15 protein-coding genes, 1 tRNA gene and 2 pseudogenes are annotated in these 18,314 nt (G+C 66.9%); 16 read left to right on the top strand and 2 right to left on the bottom strand.

Going from position 1 to position 18,314, the window contains the following annotated elements; translation table 11 throughout:
- Positions 1-57 precede the first annotated feature (57 nt).
- The 4 genes from ACLJPX_RS10005 to ACLJPX_RS09990 are packed head-to-tail and all read left to right on the top strand — an operon-like array spanning position 58 to position 5,034.
- A complete protein-coding gene (locus ACLJPX_RS10005; RefSeq protein ID WP_410599824.1) occupies positions 58-1,503 on the top strand; it encodes an alpha/beta hydrolase in 1,446 nt (481 codons plus the stop codon).
- A 16-nt stretch (positions 1,504-1,519) separates the two neighbouring features.
- Positions 1,520-3,100 carry a histidine kinase gene (locus ACLJPX_RS10000; protein ID WP_410600037.1) on the top strand — a complete coding sequence of 527 codons (1,581 nt, stop codon included), beginning with the start codon at positions 1,520-1,522 and terminating at the stop codon, positions 3,098-3,100.
- Entirely contained in the window at positions 3,097-3,759 is a 663-nt protein-coding gene (locus tag ACLJPX_RS09995; RefSeq protein WP_410599823.1) for a response regulator, read from the top strand. The genes ACLJPX_RS10000 and ACLJPX_RS09995 overlap by 4 nt, the downstream gene beginning before the upstream one ends.
- A 57-nt stretch (positions 3,760-3,816) precedes the next feature.
- Positions 3,817-5,034 (top strand): alkaline phosphatase, encoded by a 1,218-nt coding sequence (locus tag ACLJPX_RS09990; RefSeq protein ID WP_410599822.1) that lies wholly within the window; start codon positions 3,817-3,819, stop codon positions 5,032-5,034.
- A gap of 47 nt (positions 5,035-5,081) precedes the next feature.
- Here ACLJPX_RS09990 and ACLJPX_RS09985 read toward each other — a convergent pair whose 3' ends face one another.
- Positions 5,082-5,693, bottom strand: coding sequence for an ANTAR domain-containing response regulator (locus ACLJPX_RS09985; RefSeq protein WP_005157321.1), 612 nt, complete (start codon positions 5,691-5,693; stop codon positions 5,082-5,084).
- 173 nt (positions 5,694-5,866) lie between these two features.
- Here ACLJPX_RS09985 and ACLJPX_RS09980 point away from each other — a divergent pair.
- Both ACLJPX_RS09980 and ACLJPX_RS09975 read left to right on the top strand, forming a co-directional pair.
- Positions 5,867-5,943, top strand: a tRNA-Leu gene (locus tag ACLJPX_RS09980).
- Positions 5,944-6,073: 130 nt separating this feature from the next.
- Entirely contained in the window at positions 6,074-6,565 is a 492-nt protein-coding gene (locus tag ACLJPX_RS09975; protein ID WP_410599821.1) for a hypothetical protein, read from the top strand.
- Positions 6,566-6,820: 255 nt separating this feature from the next.
- On the opposite strand, the pseudogene ACLJPX_RS09970 reads toward ACLJPX_RS09975, so the two are convergent.
- A pseudogene (locus ACLJPX_RS09970) lies at positions 6,821-7,057 on the bottom strand (recombinase family protein); the annotation flags it as partial.
- A gap of 1,149 nt (positions 7,058-8,206) precedes the next feature.
- Between ACLJPX_RS09970 and ACLJPX_RS09965 the strand changes: the two are divergent.
- The 10 genes and pseudogenes from ACLJPX_RS09965 to ACLJPX_RS09920 all read left to right on the top strand — a co-directional run.
- Positions 8,207-8,683 (top strand): annotated as a pseudogene (locus ACLJPX_RS09965) (RNA polymerase sigma factor); the annotation flags it as partial.
- A 144-nt stretch (positions 8,684-8,827) separates the two neighbouring features.
- Positions 8,828-9,250 (top strand): hypothetical protein, encoded by a 423-nt coding sequence (locus ACLJPX_RS09960; RefSeq protein WP_410600053.1) that lies wholly within the window; start codon positions 8,828-8,830, stop codon positions 9,248-9,250.
- A 369-nt stretch (positions 9,251-9,619) separates the two neighbouring features.
- Positions 9,620-10,462 (top strand): hypothetical protein, encoded by an 843-nt coding sequence (locus ACLJPX_RS09955; protein WP_410599820.1) that lies wholly within the window; start codon positions 9,620-9,622, stop codon positions 10,460-10,462.
- Positions 10,463-10,558: 96 nt separating this feature from the next.
- Positions 10,559-10,804, top strand: a complete 246-nt coding sequence (locus ACLJPX_RS09950) for a hypothetical protein (RefSeq protein WP_410599819.1) — start codon at positions 10,559-10,561, stop codon at positions 10,802-10,804.
- A 104-nt stretch (positions 10,805-10,908) separates the two neighbouring features.
- Positions 10,909-11,748, top strand: a complete 840-nt coding sequence (locus ACLJPX_RS09945; RefSeq protein WP_410599818.1) for a conjugal transfer protein — start codon at positions 10,909-10,911, stop codon at positions 11,746-11,748.
- A gap of 10 nt (positions 11,749-11,758) precedes the next feature.
- On the top strand, positions 11,759-12,004 hold the full coding sequence (locus ACLJPX_RS09940; protein ID WP_101609309.1) for a hypothetical protein: 246 nt from the start codon (positions 11,759-11,761) through the stop codon (positions 12,002-12,004).
- A gap of 80 nt (positions 12,005-12,084) precedes the next feature.
- On the top strand, positions 12,085-12,462 hold the full coding sequence (locus ACLJPX_RS09935) for a hypothetical protein (RefSeq protein ID WP_233223643.1): 378 nt from the start codon (positions 12,085-12,087) through the stop codon (positions 12,460-12,462).
- A 146-nt stretch (positions 12,463-12,608) separates the two neighbouring features.
- Positions 12,609-15,038 carry an ATP-binding protein gene (locus ACLJPX_RS09930; RefSeq protein WP_410599817.1) on the top strand — a complete coding sequence of 810 codons (2,430 nt, stop codon included), beginning with the start codon at positions 12,609-12,611 and terminating at the stop codon, positions 15,036-15,038.
- Between the two features lie 59 nt (positions 15,039-15,097).
- Positions 15,098-17,155: a hypothetical protein gene (locus tag ACLJPX_RS09925; RefSeq protein ID WP_410599816.1), complete on the top strand. Its 2,058-nt coding sequence runs from the start codon at positions 15,098-15,100 to the stop codon at positions 17,153-17,155.
- Positions 17,152-18,297 (top strand): NlpC/P60 family protein, encoded by a 1,146-nt coding sequence (locus tag ACLJPX_RS09920; RefSeq protein ID WP_410599815.1) that lies wholly within the window; start codon positions 17,152-17,154, stop codon positions 18,295-18,297. The genes ACLJPX_RS09925 and ACLJPX_RS09920 overlap by 4 nt, the downstream gene beginning before the upstream one ends.
- The last annotated feature ends 17 nt before the right edge of the window (positions 18,298-18,314 follow it).

Here is an 18,314-nt window from a genome sequence, read left to right as displayed (position 1 = left end):
TGCGAGGAGGCGGTGCCGGGGTTGGATCGTCCGGTGTCCCGAAAGCAGGAGTCCCGAGTGAGCTGGAAGTGCGTGATGCTGTCCGTCGCGCTGGTCGCCGGATGTACGACGTCGCAAGGGAGCCCGGCCCCGGTGACCACAGTGGACGAACCGGAGCACCGGGCGGCGCTGGCGCCGTTCTACCGGCAGGCCCTCGATTGGCGGCCGTGCGACGCCTTCCAGTGCGCGAAGCTGACCGTGCCGATGGACTACCGGCGGCCGGACGGGCCGAAGTTCACCCTGCCGTTGGTCAAAGCCGCAGCGACCCGGCCGGAGGGACGGCTCGGCACGCTCGTCGCGGGAGCGGGTGGCCCCGGCCAATCCGGGGTCGCCATGGTGAAGGACGTCGCGGGCACCTGGCCCGCCTCGGTCCGGGAGCGGTTCGACCTGGTCGGCTTCGATCCCCGGGGCATCGGCGGCAGCGAACCGCGGATCCGGTGCGAAACCGAGGGCGAACCCACGTCGAAGGCGCCCGAGGGGCTGCCGCTGATCGGCGCCGAGGTCCCGAAAACGCGGCAGTACGCCGAGGCGTGCCTGAAGGGGACCGGGGAGGACGTGCTGCGGCACCTGGGCACCGACGACGTCGTCAGCGACCTCGACGTCCTGCGCGTGGTCACCGGCCAGGAAAAGCTGAACTACCTCGGTTACTCCTACGGGACGCGGATCGGGCAGTTGTACGCCGACCGGTTCCCGAAGAAGATTCGCGCCATGGTGCTCGACGGCGTCGACAACACCTATCTCGATTGGCGGGCCGACACCGTCGAGCAGGCGAAGGGCGTCGAGGACACGCTGCTCACCTATGCGAAGCAATGCGCCACCAGGACGGGCAAGCCGTGCCCCGGCCGGGACGAGACCGAAATCCTCGCCACGGTGGACAGGGTGCTGGCCGAAGCGGACAAAGCGGGCGACGGCGGTGCTCTTCGCGAGGAGATCTCCTCGAAGGTCACCTTCCCGGCCGACTGGGCCGAGCTGTCCGAAATCATCCTCGGCGCCGAGGCTCCGGCGGACGACTCGCCGGACGACTCCGCCGACCCGCCGGAGCCCACGACCGACACGACGGACGCGCTCACCGTCGTCAACTGCCTGGACCGCGCCCATCCCACCGACCTGGCCGCGTACGAGGACGCCGCGCGGGAGCTGCGCCGGGTTTCCCGGCTCTCGTCCGGCACGGAGGCGCTCGGCTGCGCCTTCCTGCCCACCGCGACGGTCCCGTCCCGGACGATCCGCGCCGACGGCGCCCCGCCCATCCTGCTCGTCGGGACCACGAAGGACGCCGCGACACCGTACGGCTGGGCACGGCAGCTGGCGGGCAGCCTCAAGTCGGCGGTGCTGCTGTCCAATGAGGACGTCGGGCACGCCGTCTACGGCAGTGGATCGTCCTGTGTGGACGAAGGTGTCAGCCGCTACCTGGTCGACTTGACGACTCCCGCCGCCCCGGCCCGCTGTGCCACCGGGTCCGTGTGATGCTGGGAGCGTGAAGATGGTCGACCGGCGGCTCGTCACCGTGCTCGCCGAGGTGCTCCTCGCCGGATTCGTCGCGGGCGTGACGATCTTCCTCGCCGATCTGCTGCCCGCCTGGGGCTGGCCGGAAGTGTTCTACCCGTCGGCACCGGTGCTGACCGCGGTGATCGCCTGCGCCGTCGTGCTCATGCTGGCGCGCCGCCGGTTCGCGGTGGTCGCGCTGCTCGCCGCGACGGTGCTGTTCGGGCTGTTCCCCGCGACCGGTGTCGCCCTCGCGGTCATCGCGTACACGGCGGGAGCGAGGGGGCGGCGGTGGCCGCTGTTCGGCCTCGCGGCACTGCTCCCGGCAGGGGTCGTCCTGCTCACCCAGCCCGCGTTCCGCTGGCAGTACGTCCTCGTGGTGATCGCCGTCTCGACGGTGTCCTGTTTCGTCTTGCCCGCGCTGGTCGGCGCGATGCAGGCGCAGCAGGCCCGGCTGGTGGTGGCGTTGCGGGAGCGCGCGGAGTCCCTCGCGGAAGCCCGTCAGGTGACCAGGGAGCGGGCGCGGCTGGAGGAACGTTCGCGGATCGCCGAGGAGATGCACGACCAGCTCGGGCACCGGCTCAGCCTCATCACGATGTTCTCGGGCGCGCTGGAGGTCGCAGCCGAGGGCAAGGATCCGGAGCTGCGGCAGGCCGCGCGGCATGTCCGGACGACGGCGAAGGTCGCGCTCGAAGAACTGCGGCAGTCCCTCGGCGTCCTGCGGCCGGGCGGGGAACCGGCGGAGCCCGCGGAAGCCACCGACGCCGCCGGGACCGAGGCCGACATCGCCGATCTGGTGGCGTCGTCGCACGATGCCGGCCTCGACGTGACGTTCGACTGGCTCGGGACCGACCTCGACGGGGTCCGGCCGCCGGTCCGCCGGGCCGTGCACCGCGTGGTGCGGGAAGCGCTGACCAACGTCCACAAGCACGCCGCCGCCGCGTCGGTCACCGTCGTCGTCGACCACGGCCCCGAACTGGTGAAGATCGTGGTGCGCAATGGTGCGGAGCCGGTCGCGGGGGAGCGGCTGCCCGGCACCGGGCGCGGGCTGGTCGGCCTGCGCGAACGTGTCCGTCTCCTCGGCGGCACGTTCACGGCCGGGCCGGACCCGGACGGCGGCTTCGCGGTCACGGCCGATCTGCCCAAGCGGGCGGACGCGCCTCTCGCCGAAGAGGCGGGCGAGGAACCGCAGGTCGCGGACACGGAGAGACGGCCGGGCCGGATCCTGTCCGGCCTGATGCTGACGACCGGACTGGCCGCCGTCGCCGCGCTGCTGCTGACGACACTGGCCTTCGTGCCACCGCTCACGCCCGCCGACCACGAAGATCCACTCGCCAGTGTCAAGATCGGGATGACACCGGAAGAGGTCGAGGCCTGGTTCGGCCCGAACGAACCCTCGGCGCATGCCGCCGCGCGGGACCGGGAGCCGCCGGTCCCGGGGGACACCTACTGCGTCTACACCCCGGCCGACGATCCGCCCGACGCCGAAACCGCCGCGATCTTCCGGTTCTGCTTCGGCGACGGCGGGCTGGTGGAGAAGACCTGGTTCGAGGTCCCCGTACCGAAAGAGACGCGATGATCCGGGTCCTGCTCGCCGACGACGAGCCGCTGCTCCGCGCCGGCGCGCGGCTCCTGCTGAACCAGGCGGGCGACATCGACGTCGTGGCCGAGGCGTCCGACGGCGCGGAGGCGATCGACGTCGTCCGGCGGATGCCCGTGGACGTCGTGCTGATGGACATCAGGATGCCCAGGGTGGACGGGCTCGCCGCGGTGGAGGAGCTCGGCCGGATCGCGCCGGAGGTGCGGGTCATCATGCTCACCACGTTCGGGGACGAGGCCTACGTGGCCAGGGCCCTGCGCGCGGGAGCGGCCGGTTTCCTGCTCAAGGACACCGATCCGGCGCAACTCATCCAGGCCGTGCGGTCCGCGTCCACCGGCGACGCGGTGCTGTCGCCCCGGATCGCGAAGCAGGTCATCGACCGGTTCCGCGACACCGACGCGGCCAACGCGGACAGCGTCGCGCGGGCCAGGCGGAAGCTCGGCGCGCTGACCGCCCGCGAACGCGACGTCCTGGTGCGGGTGGGGCGGGGGCTCGGCAACGCGGAGATCGCGGCGGACCTGCGGTTGTCGAACGGAACCGTGAAGATCCACGTCAGCCACATCCTCGCGAAGCTCGGCTGCGCGAACCGCGTCCAGGCCGCGATCCTCGCCCACGACGCCGGAATCCTTCGCCGCTGACCCTCGCCTTCCCGCGGCTTCTCTGTTAGGAAAGGTTCCTAACTAATAGGAGGCGATGTGCGCGGACGTGGTCTGGCGGCGGCGACGGTTCTGGTGGTCCTGTGCGGTGGCTCGGCCGCCGTCGCGGAGACGACGACGGCGGGATCCGGGGCGCGGGTGGCGCGCAACATCATCTACATCCAGGGCGACGGCCTCGGTCTGGGGCAGCGTGACCTGCTCCGGCTGGCGCTCAAGGGCAAACGCGGTGAACTGGCGATGGACGGGCTCGCGACCACCGGCCTCGTGCGGACGTCGTCGGATGATCCCGACGAGATCGTCACCGACTCGGCCGCGGCGGCCACCGCGCTGGCGACCGGGCACAAGACGCGCAACGGCGCCGTCGGGGTGGACGTCCACGGACGTCCGCTGGAAACCATCCTCGAACGGGCGAAACGGGCGGGGAAGTCGACCGGACTGGTCACCACCGCGCAGGTCACGGGCGCCTCGCCGGCGGCGTTCGCGGCGCACGTACCGAGCCGGGATTCGCAGAGCGACATCGCGAAGCAGTACATCGAAAGCAGCCGGCCGGACGTCCTGCTCGGCGGCGGTGAGGACTGGTGGTACCCGAAGGGGAATCCCGGTCTGTGGCCGGACAAGCCGGGGGAGGAGAGCCGCAGCCCGTACGGCAACCTGGTCGAACGCGCGCAGCGAACGGGCTACACCTACGTGCGTGACGGCGACGAACTGCGGACCACGCGGGCGAACCGGATCCTCGGCCTGTTCGCGAACGAGGACATGGTCGACTACGGCCCGGACGGCGTCGGGAAGTACGCGCCGCGGGTGCCGCTCCAGCAGATGGCGCGCAAGGCGCTCGACACGCTGTCGAAGAACCCGCGAGGCTTCTTCCTCTTCCTGGAGGAAGAAGGAACCGACGGAATGTCGCACGAGAACAACGCGCACGGCGTGATCGACGCAGGCCGCGCACTCGACGCCACGATCGCCGAGGTCATGCGGTTCGTCCGCACGCACCCCGACACGCTGGTGATCATCGGCGGCGACCACGAAACCGGCGGGCTGAGCATCGAGAACTACGACGACTCCGACACCGATCCTGACCAGGACGGTCCGTTCGACGTACCGGGCTCGAAGCTCCAGTTCACTGTGGACTGGACGACGCACGACCACACCGGCGCCGACACCCCCGTCACCGCCGAAGGCCCCGGCGCCGCTCGCTTGGGTGGAACCGTCGAGAACACCGACGTCTACTGGGTGATGCGGACCGCAAGCGGGTCCTGAGCCGAAAAAGGCCACCTCCGGCGTGGAGGTGGCCTTTTTCGGGTTCGTCAGCCGATGCTCTCGACGACGGCCTCGGCCACCGCCTTCATCGTGGTCCGGCGGTCCATCGCGGTGCGCTGTATCCAGCGGAACGCGTCCGGCTCGGTGAGACCCTGGCGGCTCATCAACAGGCCCTTGGCCCGGTCGATCACCTTGCGCGTCTCGAGCCTGTCGGTGAGCCCCGCGACCTCGGACTCGAGCGCCTGGAGCTCGGCGAACCGGCTCACGGCCAGCTCGATGGCGGGCACCAGGTCGCGTTTGGCGAACGGCTTGACCAGGTACGCCATCGTGCCCGCGTCCCTGGCCCGCTCGACGAGGTCGCGCTGGCTGAACGCGGTCAGGATCACGACCGGCGCGATCCGGTCACCGGTGATCTTGGAAGCAGCCTCGATCCCGTCGAGCTTGGGCATCTTGACGTCGAGAATCACCAGGTCGGGCTTCAATTCGGTGGCCAGGTTGATGGCCTGCTCGCCATCTCCGGCCTCACCGACAACCTCGTAGCCCTCTTCGCGAAGCATCTCGACGAGGTCCAGACGGATGAGGGCCTCGTCTTCGGCCACGAGCACCCGCCGCTGGGGTGCGGCGACGGCACCGTTGGCCTCGGCAGCCTGCTCGGTCACCGGGGTCCTCCTGAAGGTCGTCGGGCAGTTCGGCTCGCGGGCTGTCCGCGAACCTGAAGCCTACCGGGAACGATCCAGTCGGCGAGATGGCGTTCACCACGTCAGATAGTCGTCACACTCCCGGGCCCGGCGGAAGCGGCGCTCCCGCGATCCCGTAAAGTTCACCCCGCGACGCCCCCGTAGCCCAACTGGCAGAGGCAACGGATTCAAAACCCGTCCAGTGTGAGTTCGAATCTCACCGGGGGCACCAACAGCAACCCCACAAGCTCAGGCGCGGCTTCGCGCGGGAGTTCGTGGGGATTCATGGGCTCGGTGATCCTCTCCGCTGCCTGAGCTATCTCGGGCAGCTGGTCTGCCGGGAGTTTGATCGTGATTGTCGCATGTTCGCCGTCGTCGTGGACCATGATGGAGAGCTGGACGGCCTCGAACAGCGCCCGAAGGTACGGTTCTGGCGCCTGCGCGAGGTTTGTCGCGAGGTAGGGCAGCGCGTCGATCAGGGCCAGCTCGTCGACTGTTATCCCTTGAGGGGTCGGCTGTTCCGTTTCCTCCAGTTCTGTGAGTTTGGCGCGCAGTTGCTTCTCGTCCTTGGCCAGGTTGTTGTAGCTGCCGCGAAGTGCTGTGGTGAAGGGATCGTCCGGGTCGCCTTGTTGTGCTTGCTTGAGGATCGAGGCCTGCTGCTTGGCGATCTCGGCAAGCCGTCGTCCTACTCGTTCTCGTTCAGCGTCGTGTTCGACGGCTGCCTGGTCGTCGACGCCGGCGAGGTCGGCTTCGAGGATGGAACGCCGGTCGGGGCCGAAGACGCGGTCGGAGAAGAACTTCGCGACTGCGTCGAGCAAGGCGTCCTCACGGAGGTAGAGGGCTTTCTCGTGTGAGGCGTATCGGTCTGAGCGTGCTCGGTTGTTGTTGCTCGGTCGGCAGAGGTAGTACGCCCGGCCGTGTCTTGGATCCCCGACCATCCTTCGTCCGCAGCCGTGGAAGAGGCGGCCTCGGAACAGGTAGTTTTTGATGGTCGCAGGATGGTTGTTCGGCTCGTGGCTGTCCCGTGAGCCTTGCTTGGTTTTCCAACCAGCGTTGATCGCGTCGTACATCCACTTAGGAATCAACGGTTCGTGGACCGGGGTAGGTGACCAGACCCATTTGATGGGGTCGTTGTGCCTGCCTCCGCGTGAGCGGGTCGCGCGCCTGTTGAACACCTGATAGCCAGTGTATTTGGGGTTACGGAGGATGTCGTACACGCTCGACCTGCTCCACACGCCACGAGCGCGGGCCTTTCCTGGTGGTTCTGGCGGCGGGTACTTGGTGAGGTCCGCGTTCAGGCGGTCTGCGATCGTGTCGCAGCCGATGCGTTCGTAGTACCGCCACATCGCCATCTGGGTGACGGTTTCCCCTTTGAGGCCATCGGGTTCCAGACGTGACTTCGTGTATCCCTTCGCGGCCTTGGACGGGTTCGGGTGCTTGAAGACCTTCGCCTTGTAACCGTGGCATGGCTTGCCGATGTTCCAGCCCTCGCGCACGTGGGTGCAGAGCCCGCCCCATGATTGCTCAAGCGTGTTGAGAACCTCGTACTCGGCCACCGACTGGTTGATTCGACGCTGGAGGATGCGCTGTGCGCGGCTCCCTGAAACCGTGATCGGTTCGTTCGAGGCGAAGAGCGGCACATCGTTGCGCTCTAGTTCGCGCTCGACCGACAAGCCCTCGTACGCTCGTCGGGCGACTCGAGCGATGTTCTCGCAGATTACGACGTCGAACCGGCGTTTCGGATTCGCGGACTCGGTGAGTAGGTCGGAGATGCCGCCGTCTCGTGCGATGGGGATGTCGAAGCGCTCGTAGTTCTCGCCGCGTCCGCGAGCGGCGAGATCCATGCGTCCTGACTCGACATCGTAGAAATGCGCGACGATCACCCAGGACTCGGGGATGGCGGCCTTGGAGTTGCCGAGCTGGCGCAGGATGGACTGGCGTGGATCCTGTTGGTCCTCGGTTGACGTTCGCGCGAGGAAGGCGACACGTACTTCATCACGGAGAAGAGCTGTCGGCATCCCGAGCGGAGACACGGCGTAGTCCGACAAGCCCGAGGGGCCGGACACCGGAACCTGCGTCATGCGGCCATCAGGTGTGGACAGCAGAGCTGGAGCCGCCGCGGTCAACTCGTAAGGTGAAATCATGTGGGCTTGCCGTCCTCGGGTAATCCGCGCTGAGCGCTTTCGCGGGCCCAGCGCAAGAGATCGGTGGTGGCGGCGGCAAGTCGTGTCCGAGCCAACTCGGCTTCGGTTCCATGGATTCGGTCTATATGACCAGAAAAGGTGCGATCAATGCCGCGCTTGCTCGGTTGAGGGTAGCACCACACAGGTTCCCCGGACGGGAGCGCAGGTTCGGGTTTCTCGTCTTCTGATGCTCGCGCCATCAGCCCTCCGAGACCGTCATCCGGGTACTGGCGCGGTGGCGAGACCTGTATCGAACCTGGTCTCGCCGGTCTCGCGTCCAGTCTCGCCGGACCGAAAAATGCCTCTGGAGACATGCGCGTCGGTAGCATCGAACGATGCAGCCGCGTAGGGATGCCTCTGTTCCCTGCGATGAATTCTCGATGTGACCTCGAGAACGTGGTCTCTACTCGCGCACGGCGTAGGTCTCGGGCTGGAACACGACGCACCCGATCGGGCGAAGGGAAGGTTGCTCTCCGAGACCTGGGTCGTGTCGTCGATTGCGCATTCACGTCGACTGCGGCATCCGGCTACCTGTTGGAGACGGACTTGCCGACGGACCGCGAGCTGCTCGGCGCGAAACTGGGCAGCGAGGCTGAAGCGCGCGCCGTGTTCGAGCAGTTCGTTCGACGCCACCGAGACGAGGCATGGAAAATCGCTTTGAGTGTGACGCAGAGTCCCGAGTTGGCGGCCGACGCGATGCAGGACGCATTCTTGGTGGCCTGGCGTGACCGAGAGCAAGTACCTGCGCACGTGAGCATCTCGACCTGGCTCCACGTGACTGTCAGGAACGCCGCGAGGCGGGTCGACAGATTCGATCGTGTCGCCAAAAGAGCATCGCCCGTCGGCGAGCTCCCGGACCTCCCACGCCCGATATTGCCAATCAGGTCGCGTCCAGGGTCGACTTCGAAGCAGCTCCGAGACGGCGCCCCGCTGATGAGTGACGAGAAGCCACCGCCGTCCCGCGCTGTCCAGATCGCACGGATGTGGGCACGAGTTCCGGCCGAGCACCTGGAGGTCGCACTCAAGGCGCTGGAACCGGAGCTCCAGCGGGAACACGAGCGTCAGCTCGAAAGCATCCGGAGAGAAGAAGCCCAGCGGCTCGAGGTCCTCCGGAACGAGCAGGAAGAGCGGCGTCAGCGCCACTTTCGGCATCTTTGTGGTTTGTGGGCGGGCTTCGCCCTAGTGATCGGCATGCTCGTCGGCGCGGTCATCGTCGGCGTCAACGGGCAGGCGTGGCTGGCGGCGCTCCTTGCCGGCCCCAGCCTCATCGCGTTGGCGAAGATCTTCGTTCTCCGCCGATCGGATCCTGCCGATGCGCGGCAGCTCGAACCACCAGCCGAGCAGCCACCGGCCTGAAGGTGCCGAGACTGGCCTTGGCTCCGGCGAGACCCTGGTCGCCGCGAGGGAGACAACAAGCCGAATCGTAGGAACCTCCGACGAGCCGGGCACAGTTCTGCTCATCGTCGGCTAGGGATAGCGAGACCCACACAAACCCCCGTCTCGCTTCGTTCACCAGAGTCGAGACTGCGCTTGGGTACCGGTCTCGGGCATAGCGATCCAATCTCGCATGGCGGCTTGGACTGCCGTCCAGCACTGGCCTTCGTACGTCCGATCGGGTGACCTTTCGGCTTGCCCCAGCCCAGGGCAAGCATCTGAGCCAGGGAAGGGGCGAGGGGCGGTTTCGAGCCTCGTGGCGATCTTGTCGCCGCTCGAAGGGCCACCGCGATGTCCGCCTCTGCCTGCAGCCCACTTACCGCACTTCAACGACAGCTTGCCCGCCCCAAGGTGCTCGAAAGGTTCGACGCCGCGTTGTGTTCATGGTCAGAGCACGACACGGCGCTGGCCGACGTCGGATCTCATCACCAGCTGACTGACGTGTTGAGCGGCCGCGACTATGCACGTCACGACGAAGTCCTCTACGCGCTGCTGCAGCGGGCCGCGATTGAGCGTGACGAAGGAGCCGTTGCCGCCCAACTCGCTCTGAACGCCATGCTGCCCGCCGTACCTGGCATCGTCGGCCGGGTCATTCGTGCGACTCGGGCAGCGCTCGGCGCGTTCGGTGCTCGCCGCGGTGTAACCGGGGGCGGAGTCTCGGCGAATGAGACGAACACCGATGTCCAGGCCGCGGTCATCGGACACCTGTGGGAGCAGATCCGCTGCTATCCACTGCGCCGTCGGCACCATGTCGCCGCCAACCTGGTCCGTGACACCCAACGATCGGCTCTTCGCGCCCTCGGTGTCGATACGAGCCAAGTCGCCGCAGAGGTCGTGAGCATCGACGACGATGCTGTGCACCGTCCACTTGCCGAGGTGCAGACCGAGAGGGATGCGTCGGAACAGCTGTTGGAACTGCTGTCGTGGGCGGTCGAGCAGGAGTGGCTGGACAAGCAGGAGGCAGCCATTCTCACCGCGCGATATTTCGGCGAAGACATGGGTCGTGACGGCGTCGCGACCGACCGGCAGCTCGGTGCGCTGTTCGGCGTGAGCCAACCGACCGCCACGCGTCGGCGGAACCGGGCGCTCGACACGCTGGCGAACGCTGGTCGCGAATGGCAGCGACAGTGTTAGCGCTTCGGGGCCCGAGCAGCGGGCGAGGTGCATCAAAGGTCAGCGGTGCTGCGCGTGTCTTGAGCGCCGTAGCCCGCCAGACCTCAGGGAGTCTCTGTGACCGGACCCCATACAGACCTTGTCCCAGGTGAACTTCTTGTCGCCCACGCCCGGGTCCGAGCGAGGGATCTGGGACGACGGCTTGGATCGGCTCTCGTCGATCGGCAGCTGTACGAGGAGCTCCAGCGCTTCCTCGACGAGGTCGGGTTCCCGGCGTGCGACGCACTGGACAGGCTGGCCAGTTCCAGTGATCGAGAGCTGCGCAAACGCCTGCATCAGGTGATGGGCATCGAGGCGCAGTGATGGAGCTCCGTAAGAACCGAATCGTGCGAATGATTCCTGATGCCCAGCTGGAGCCAGTTGCCCGCGCGGTCACGCGGCGGTTCGGCCGAGTGCTGGGGTGGTGTGTGATCGTCGCGAGTCCGCTGGCGGTGATCGTCGGCCTGACGGTGCTACGACCGGACGTGCCCTCCGGAGTCCCGCATGCCGATGCGCCGCTCGGTGTGGACCAGCCGCAGGGATGGGCGGAGATGTACATCCGGTCGTGGCTCTCGGCGAGCAGAGACGACTCCGCCGGGCTGGAGGCCTTCTACCCAGCGGGTCAGAAGTCGACCCGCGAGGTCGGTACACAGATCCCGGTCGACACCAGCACGCTGTCGGTGACATCGCCCCGGCAAGGCTCGTGGACGGTAGTCGTCGCGGCCAGCATGCTGGTCCAGCAGTTCGACGGGAAACACCACGCGAGGTTGACCTGCGCTCAGGTCAACCTCGTCGGGAGCGGTGAGGGCTACGTCGCAGCGGCCTTGCCGGCACCGGTCGCCTGCCCGAACACGCTCGCCGCGGTCGAATCCGACTACCCGGAATCCGCGGAACTGAACGGGCCGATCGGGCAGTCCGTGCACGGCTTCTTGCTCGCCTACCTGGTCGGCCGAGGAGAGCTGGACCGCTACATCGCGCCGGGCACACGCATCGGCGTGATCGTCCCGCCCCTGTATGCGGAGGTTCAGCTGCTGGAGCTGCGGACGCATGAGCCGTTCGAGCCAGGTCAGGCAGCTCGGCCACTGGACGGAACCGAGATCCACGTGACGGCACGTGCTTGGGGATATGACGCCATCGGGCAGGTCACCACCGTCGACTACGCCCTGACGCTCACAGCACGGGCAGGGCGCTGGGAAGTCGGCCGGATCGGCCCGGCTCCGCTCCTTGCCGGGATCCCTGCCTCACCTTCGACCAAGGCCGGCGAATAGGAGAGACGAGATGTCGACCATCGTGCTCGCAGCCGATGTCAAAAGCTGGATCGACGCCAACCTTGCCTGGGGAGACCAAGCTGTCCGCCGCCTGATCCTGCTCGCGGCCGTCGTAGGCGGAATCGGTCTGCTGATCGGGACGCGAGGTAACTTCACCCGCTCGATCAAATACGGCGTGATCGCCGCGATCTTCCTGGGCATCCTGCTCAACCTCGACGGCGTATCCGGCATGTTCGGTGCCTGGTTCACCAAATGAGCGCGCAACGCGGCCGCGGCGATGTCCTCATCGGACGGTCGTATACGCGGTCGCGCCGGTTTCCGAGGATGTTCGGACGGATGCCCGGTCGCGACGGCGGCTACCTGCCCGGCGGGCCGTACACGCTCACTCAGGGCGTGGTCTTCTTGGTTCTTCTGCTCGTGGTGTGGAAGCTGCCGCTGCTGGATTGGCTCGGCCCGGCGCGTTGGGGTGTCCCGCTGACCGCGATCGCGATCCGGAGAGCTCGGATCGAGTCACGGACACCGGCGAGTTGGCTGATCGGATTCATGGCGCACCTGTTCGCGCCGTCGTCGGGAACGCTGGCCGGGCGGGCTTACCGACCAGACCGGAAGGTGTTCTGCAGGCAGCGGTTCTACGTACACGGTATGGACGTGGGCGTGGACAGTAAGCCGACGACGATGTCGTCGTTGCAGCGGCTACTGGCCGGGGCGCGGTGATGGAGAACCAGATCCTCGACATCAACGGCAACTTGCTGTTCTGCGCGGATGGATCGACTTGGGCCGTGTGGCGAGCGCTTCCTCGGGAAAGCGCCCGGTCGGCGGGAAAGCAACTGCACGAGCTATACAGCCGCACCGTCATGTTCATGAAATCCTTGCGTGGTGAAGTGATGCTCGCGTCTCTGTGCGAGCAGGTCCAGCCACACGCCATCATCCGGCGTTGCCTCGACGACATCGACCTCGACGAAAATCCACACTGGGCGGAAACCGTGCACAACGCATGGGACCAGCTCGACGACCTCGACGTGCTCGGGCGCAGCTACTGGATCGCCAAACCTCTCACCGGCAACGGGTGGCGTGACGGTGGCCGGACCCTGTTGCGAGCCGTGGGAGTCGCGCTGAACGCAGGGCTCGGCATCCCGCCACGGCCGGTGTCTCCTCACATCGTTGCTGAGGTGCAGGAGCTGGCCCGCGTCACCGAGCAGGAGCTCGGTGGCGCCATCCCGCTTCGGCCCGCTACCGAGGCCGAACTGCTGTGGTGGCTCAGCCGTGCACCGGTCCGCGGAGTGCGTGAGCCTCAGCTCGAGCGTACGGCCGCAGTGCACAATTCGGGCGCGACGCTCTCGCACGGGCGTGGGCGGGCGCGACTGGTGAGGCTCCGCGGCACCGTGTTCGACGAAGGTGGCCGCACGGATGAGCCCAAGTCGCTGGGGAATCCCTTGCAAGTACTGAACAAGCGGTTCCTCAAATGCGTCACGCCCGACGACGATGGTCTCATCGAGAGTTACCAGGCATACCTGGTACTTGCCGAGATGCCACGAGCTTTCACCTTCCCTGGGCACGAGATCTTGTCGCGCCTGGCGGACATCGGATTCGGCGTCGACTACGTCCTGCGGATCTCGGCCAAGACCAACGACGAAGCCCGTGCGGCCAACCGGCGCCGAACCCGAGACCTGATGAGCCAAGACGACGAGCACGGAGGGGACACTGCCGGCGTCCCCGCCGATGTCCACTCGGCGCAAGAAGAGATCCAGCACAAGAACGCCCGGCTCGGCGCGAGTACCACCGAGATCGAACTCGAGGTCGGTGTCGTCGCCTGTGTGTGGGGCGCAACCGCCGCGGAGTGCGACGCGCACGCGAAGACGCTGCGGCAGACGTTCCTGGGCGGCGAGTACAAGTGGGAACGACCGCTGGGCGGTCAGAAGCAGCTCTACCAGGCACTGCTTCCCGGCTATCGGACTCCGCTGGTCGTGCGGGAGTGCAGCCAGAACCTCCTGGCCAGTGACTGCGCGATGCTGCTGCCGATGTCGTCGACCGAGTTCGGTGACCCCAGTGGAGCGTTGTTCGGCATGGTGCTGGACGGCGGCGCGATCTCGCCGTTTCTGCTCGACCCCACCTACGGCCCCACCCACGACTCGTCCGGCGGTGTCGCGGTCATCGGCGAGCTCGGTTCCGGGAAGTCCGTTGTCCTGAAGAACATCGCCGCGGTCGTCCGGCTCATGCTCGACGGTCGGGTGATCGCCATCGACCGCACGAGGAGTCGCGAGTGGGATCCCGTCGCACGGGCCCTCCCCGGGAACTGCCAGGTCGTCGACATCATCGATCCGACCCTCGACAGTGAGCGCGCCGCCGGCACCGAACTCCGGCACTCGTGCGATCCGCTTCGGGTGTTTCGCGGCAAGACCAAGTCCAGCACCGGAATCGCCGAAACCTTCTTCGCCTCGTGGCTGGACCTGGAGTCGAACTCGGCCGAACGTGACGCACTCGGCCGTGGCCTCGACCAGGTCAGCGGCACGCCTGACGTATCGAGCAACGCGCTCATCGACGTGCTGGCCGAGCACGGTATCGCGGACCCTTCCGCACGGAGTCTCGCTGAGCGGCTGCGACGACTCCGGCGCGATCCGATCACCCGGCCGATCTTCGACGCCGATCTCGAACCTGTCGATCTGCTTTCCGCCGACATGGTGGTCTTCTGCACCAATGAAGTCCCGCTGCCCAACACGCTCGAGATGAGCAACGAGCGGATGGCCGCTCGCATCCCACCGCGGAAGCTCTTCGGGCGCGCATTCCACTTGCTGATCGCGGCGATCGCCAAGGAAGTCTGCTTCGGGACACAGCGGTGGGGACAGTTCATCTGCGACGAGGCCTACAACGTCACCGGCACGCCCGAAGGTCAGCAGATCGCGCTGGAGTTCGTCCGGGACGGGCGCAAGCACGGTGCTGACGCGGCCTTCGGATCGCACACCGAACGGGATCTCGGCGACGAAGTCCTTCGTGGCCTGATCGCCGTCCGCATGCTCGGCCGCCATCGTGACACCGGGCTCGCTCGGCACGGACTCGCGTGGCTCGGCGTCGATCCCGCCGACACCCGCTACCAGGAGATCGTCACCAAGGACCTGTCGCCGCTCAACCCTGCGGGCGGAGAGCCCGAACGCCGAGCTCGGGCCGGTGAGTTCCTGGTGCGCGACCATTCCGGCCGAGTCGGCAAGGTCAAGGTCCTCACTCAGCCCTATCGGACCCTGCCCAAAGCCGTCCTCACCACGCCGATCGTCGCCCGCGGTCCACTCCGGACCTGAATCAAACCCCCAGGTGAGCGCCATGTCTCGGACACAACCGGCGATCTAGGGAGACGTTCATGACGCTCAACGCGCGTGTCGCGAAACCCCTCGCGCTCGCCACCATCCTGCTCGTCCTGCTCCTCGGCAATGCCGCGCCCGCCAGTGCCCAGGTCTTGCCGCTGCCTCCGAACGAACCGCGGCCGTGCCAGCCGTATCCGCTGTGCCTGGTCGTCCCGGATCCCCGCGTGCCGCAGCCGACTCCGCCGAGCCTGGACCGCCCCGATCCGGACAGGCCGACGCTGCCCCTGCAGGACGATCCCGGGCACGCCGCGCACCTCAAGGGCATGTTCACCGTCGACGACGGCTACGGCCGCGACCTGCGCAACTACGACCTCTTCGCGAACTTGCCCTGGCTGGCCACCAATCCGATGCCGACGATCTGGCTCTGGCTGGCGAACATGGGCTTCGCCGTCGGCAAGTACGCGCTCGGCTTCGCTGTCTGGTTCACCGAGTGGTCCATGACCGCAGGAGTCGTCGACTGGATCAAAGCGCCTGCCCAGGACTTGGAGAAGATCTGGCAGACCACGATCATCGGTGGGCTGAAACTCCGTGAACTGGCTCTGCTCATCGCCACCGGTTACCTCGGACTGCTGTTCACACGTGGCCTCACTACCCGTGCTTGGCGGGAAACCGTGTCCACGATCGCCATCAACGTCATGGCCATCGCGATCATCACCCACCCCGTCGACTTCCTCGTCGGCGACGGGGGAGTGCTCAGCCTCAGCCGCGACCTCGGCGCAGACGTCAGCGCCGTGATCATGGGAAAGGAACCTGGCGGCACTGGTAACCCCGCGGCGCCGATCGGGCAAGCCCTCATCGACAGCCTCCTCATCGCACCCTGGGAGACCCTCAACTACGGCACCGCAGTCTCAGGCAAACAGGGCGCCGGCGCCTGCCAGTACTCGATAAAGCAGATTCTCGATCAGGGACCGTGGTCAGGTAAAGACAGCACACCTGCCCGCGAACTGGCCGGATGCCCGGGTGAGTACGGCAAGTACAACGAGGTCGCTGACGTCGATCGCATGCTCGGGGCGTGGGAATATGCCGTCGCGATGATCTTGTTCGCGATCCTCAGCATCTGCCTCAACGCGATCCAGATCCTTGCCCCGTACTTCCTGCTCTTCGAAGGTCTCCTGCTTTCCCTGGCCCTGATCGCCGCGTTGATCCCGGCGCTGCAGCATCAGCTGGCCTACCGGATCAGCTCCATCGCGGGCACCATCGCCAAACTGTTGATGGGCATGTTCTTCATCGCCGTGATGACCGTGCTCCTGCGGTCGCTCATGCTCGCCGACCTCGGACCGCAGCTGGTCAAGTTCGCCGTCATCGACATCGTTGTGTTCTCCGGCTTCCTGTTCCGGAAGCGGCTCATGGCGAACATTCAGCGAATCCGCTCCAAGGTCAACTCGGGTGTTCAGCGACTCGGTAGACCGCGGAGCACTCCGAAAGCCTTGCCCCTGCCGGTCGTCACGCCGGGTCCGCATCGAATCGGCCGGACCCTCAAAGCCGGCACCAGCGCCTTCACCGAGGCCGTTGCTCCGGCGAACGACCTGAGAAAGAGACTGGTATCCGCGGGAAAGGTCGGCAGCAAAATCGGCAGCAAGGCCATCTCATACACCGCCGGCGCACCAGTGTCCTGGCCTGCCGCGGCGAACCGAGCGCAGACAGCGCTGACTGCGAAAGGCAATGTCGCCAAGGCGGCCCTTGGGAGGAAAGCGACCGCAGCGAAGGCCTACGCCTCTACCTATGCGAGCAACGTCGGGGCAGTCGCCAACCCGCTATGGAGCGCCGCGACTACCGCCGCGGCCGCCCTCTCTGCGCGGACCGCGCGTACGTCGGCCCCACAGACGACCGTTCGCGAACAGGAAGTCGAGGCCCTTACACCACGCAGAACCTCCAAGGCTCCGGCGTTCACCGGGACAGGTGTGCAAGCCGAGGTGCCAGGCGGCCGACCTATGCGGACAGGGCGTCAGGAACGTCTGACGTCTGATCCCGCGCCGCTGCCACCCGGGATGCTGCCGCTCACCCCGACCTGGGCGCAACGCCTGCGGAGCCGGTTGGAAGAGCGTCGGCCGTGAACCCGTTGCTCGCTCTCCAGATCGCCGAGCATGTCCGCAACGAGATCCGAGAGCATCCGAAGAAGTGGGGATGCTTGACCCTGTTCCTGCTGTTCGGGCCAGCCATCGCCTGTGTGCTCGTCGGCGTCTTGATCATCATCGTGATCGCCGGGGGAGCGGAAGGCGTCGACGCGGCACCTGGCCACGTCCCTGGAATCCCTGACGTCATGCTGAGCGCCTACCAGCGAGCCGCGCAACGAATCACGAACATCCGGCCAGCGTGCGCCGGGATGCGCTGGTCCGTCTTGGCCGGCATCGCCGAGATCGAATCCCGGCACGCCGGCGGCCGGAACATTGCACCCAACGGCGACATCGCCCCACCGATCCTCGGGCCGCAACTCGACGGCAGTGGCGTCGGCGGCAACCGCACGCCGATCCGCAACCCAGACGGCAGCTTCGCCCGCGCTGTCGGACCCTTCCAGTTCTTGACCACGACCTGGGCAAGCGTCGAACAAGACGGCAACGACGACGGCGTCCGCAACCCGAACAACGCCTTCGACGCCGCGCTCGGTGCTGCGGCCTACCTGTGCGGAACTGGACCTCGAGATCTTCGCGACCAGGGCCAGCTCCGAGCCGCGCTGTTCAGGTACAACGCGAGCCAGACCTACGTGTCGCAGGTCCTCGCCAACGTCGAGCGCTACGACGCCGTTGAACTCCGGCCAGCGGTAGCTGCTACCGGAGATGCCAAGGCGGTGATCGACGCAGCCATGTCCCAGCTTGGCATGCCCTATGCCTGGGGTGGCGGGACGGCCGCAGGACCAAGCCGCGGGATCCGCGACGGTGGGGTCGCGGACCGGCACGGCGACTACAACAAGGTCGGCTTCGACTGCAGTGGCTTGGTTCTGTTCGCGTACGCCAAGGTCGGCATCAGCCTGCCACACAACAGCAGAGCGCAGTTCGCTGCCGGGGTTCGGGTGTCGAAAGAGGCGGGTCTCGGTGCACTGCGGCCAGGTGACCTCGTATTCTACAGGCCCGGCTTTATTCATCATGTGGGGATCTACATCGGCGATGGCAAGATGATCAATGCGCCGTACTCCGGAGCTGGAGTCCAAGTAGACGCCGTCAATGTTCGCGAATATGCGGGAGGAGTTCGTTTGCGTTGATTGCCATGCTTACCTTG

It is taken from the genome of Amycolatopsis sp. lyj-90, from assembly GCF_046549035.1.
Taxonomy (GTDB): domain Bacteria; phylum Actinomycetota; class Actinomycetes; order Mycobacteriales; family Pseudonocardiaceae; genus Amycolatopsis.
This window is presented reverse-complemented; position numbering and strand designations above follow the sequence as displayed.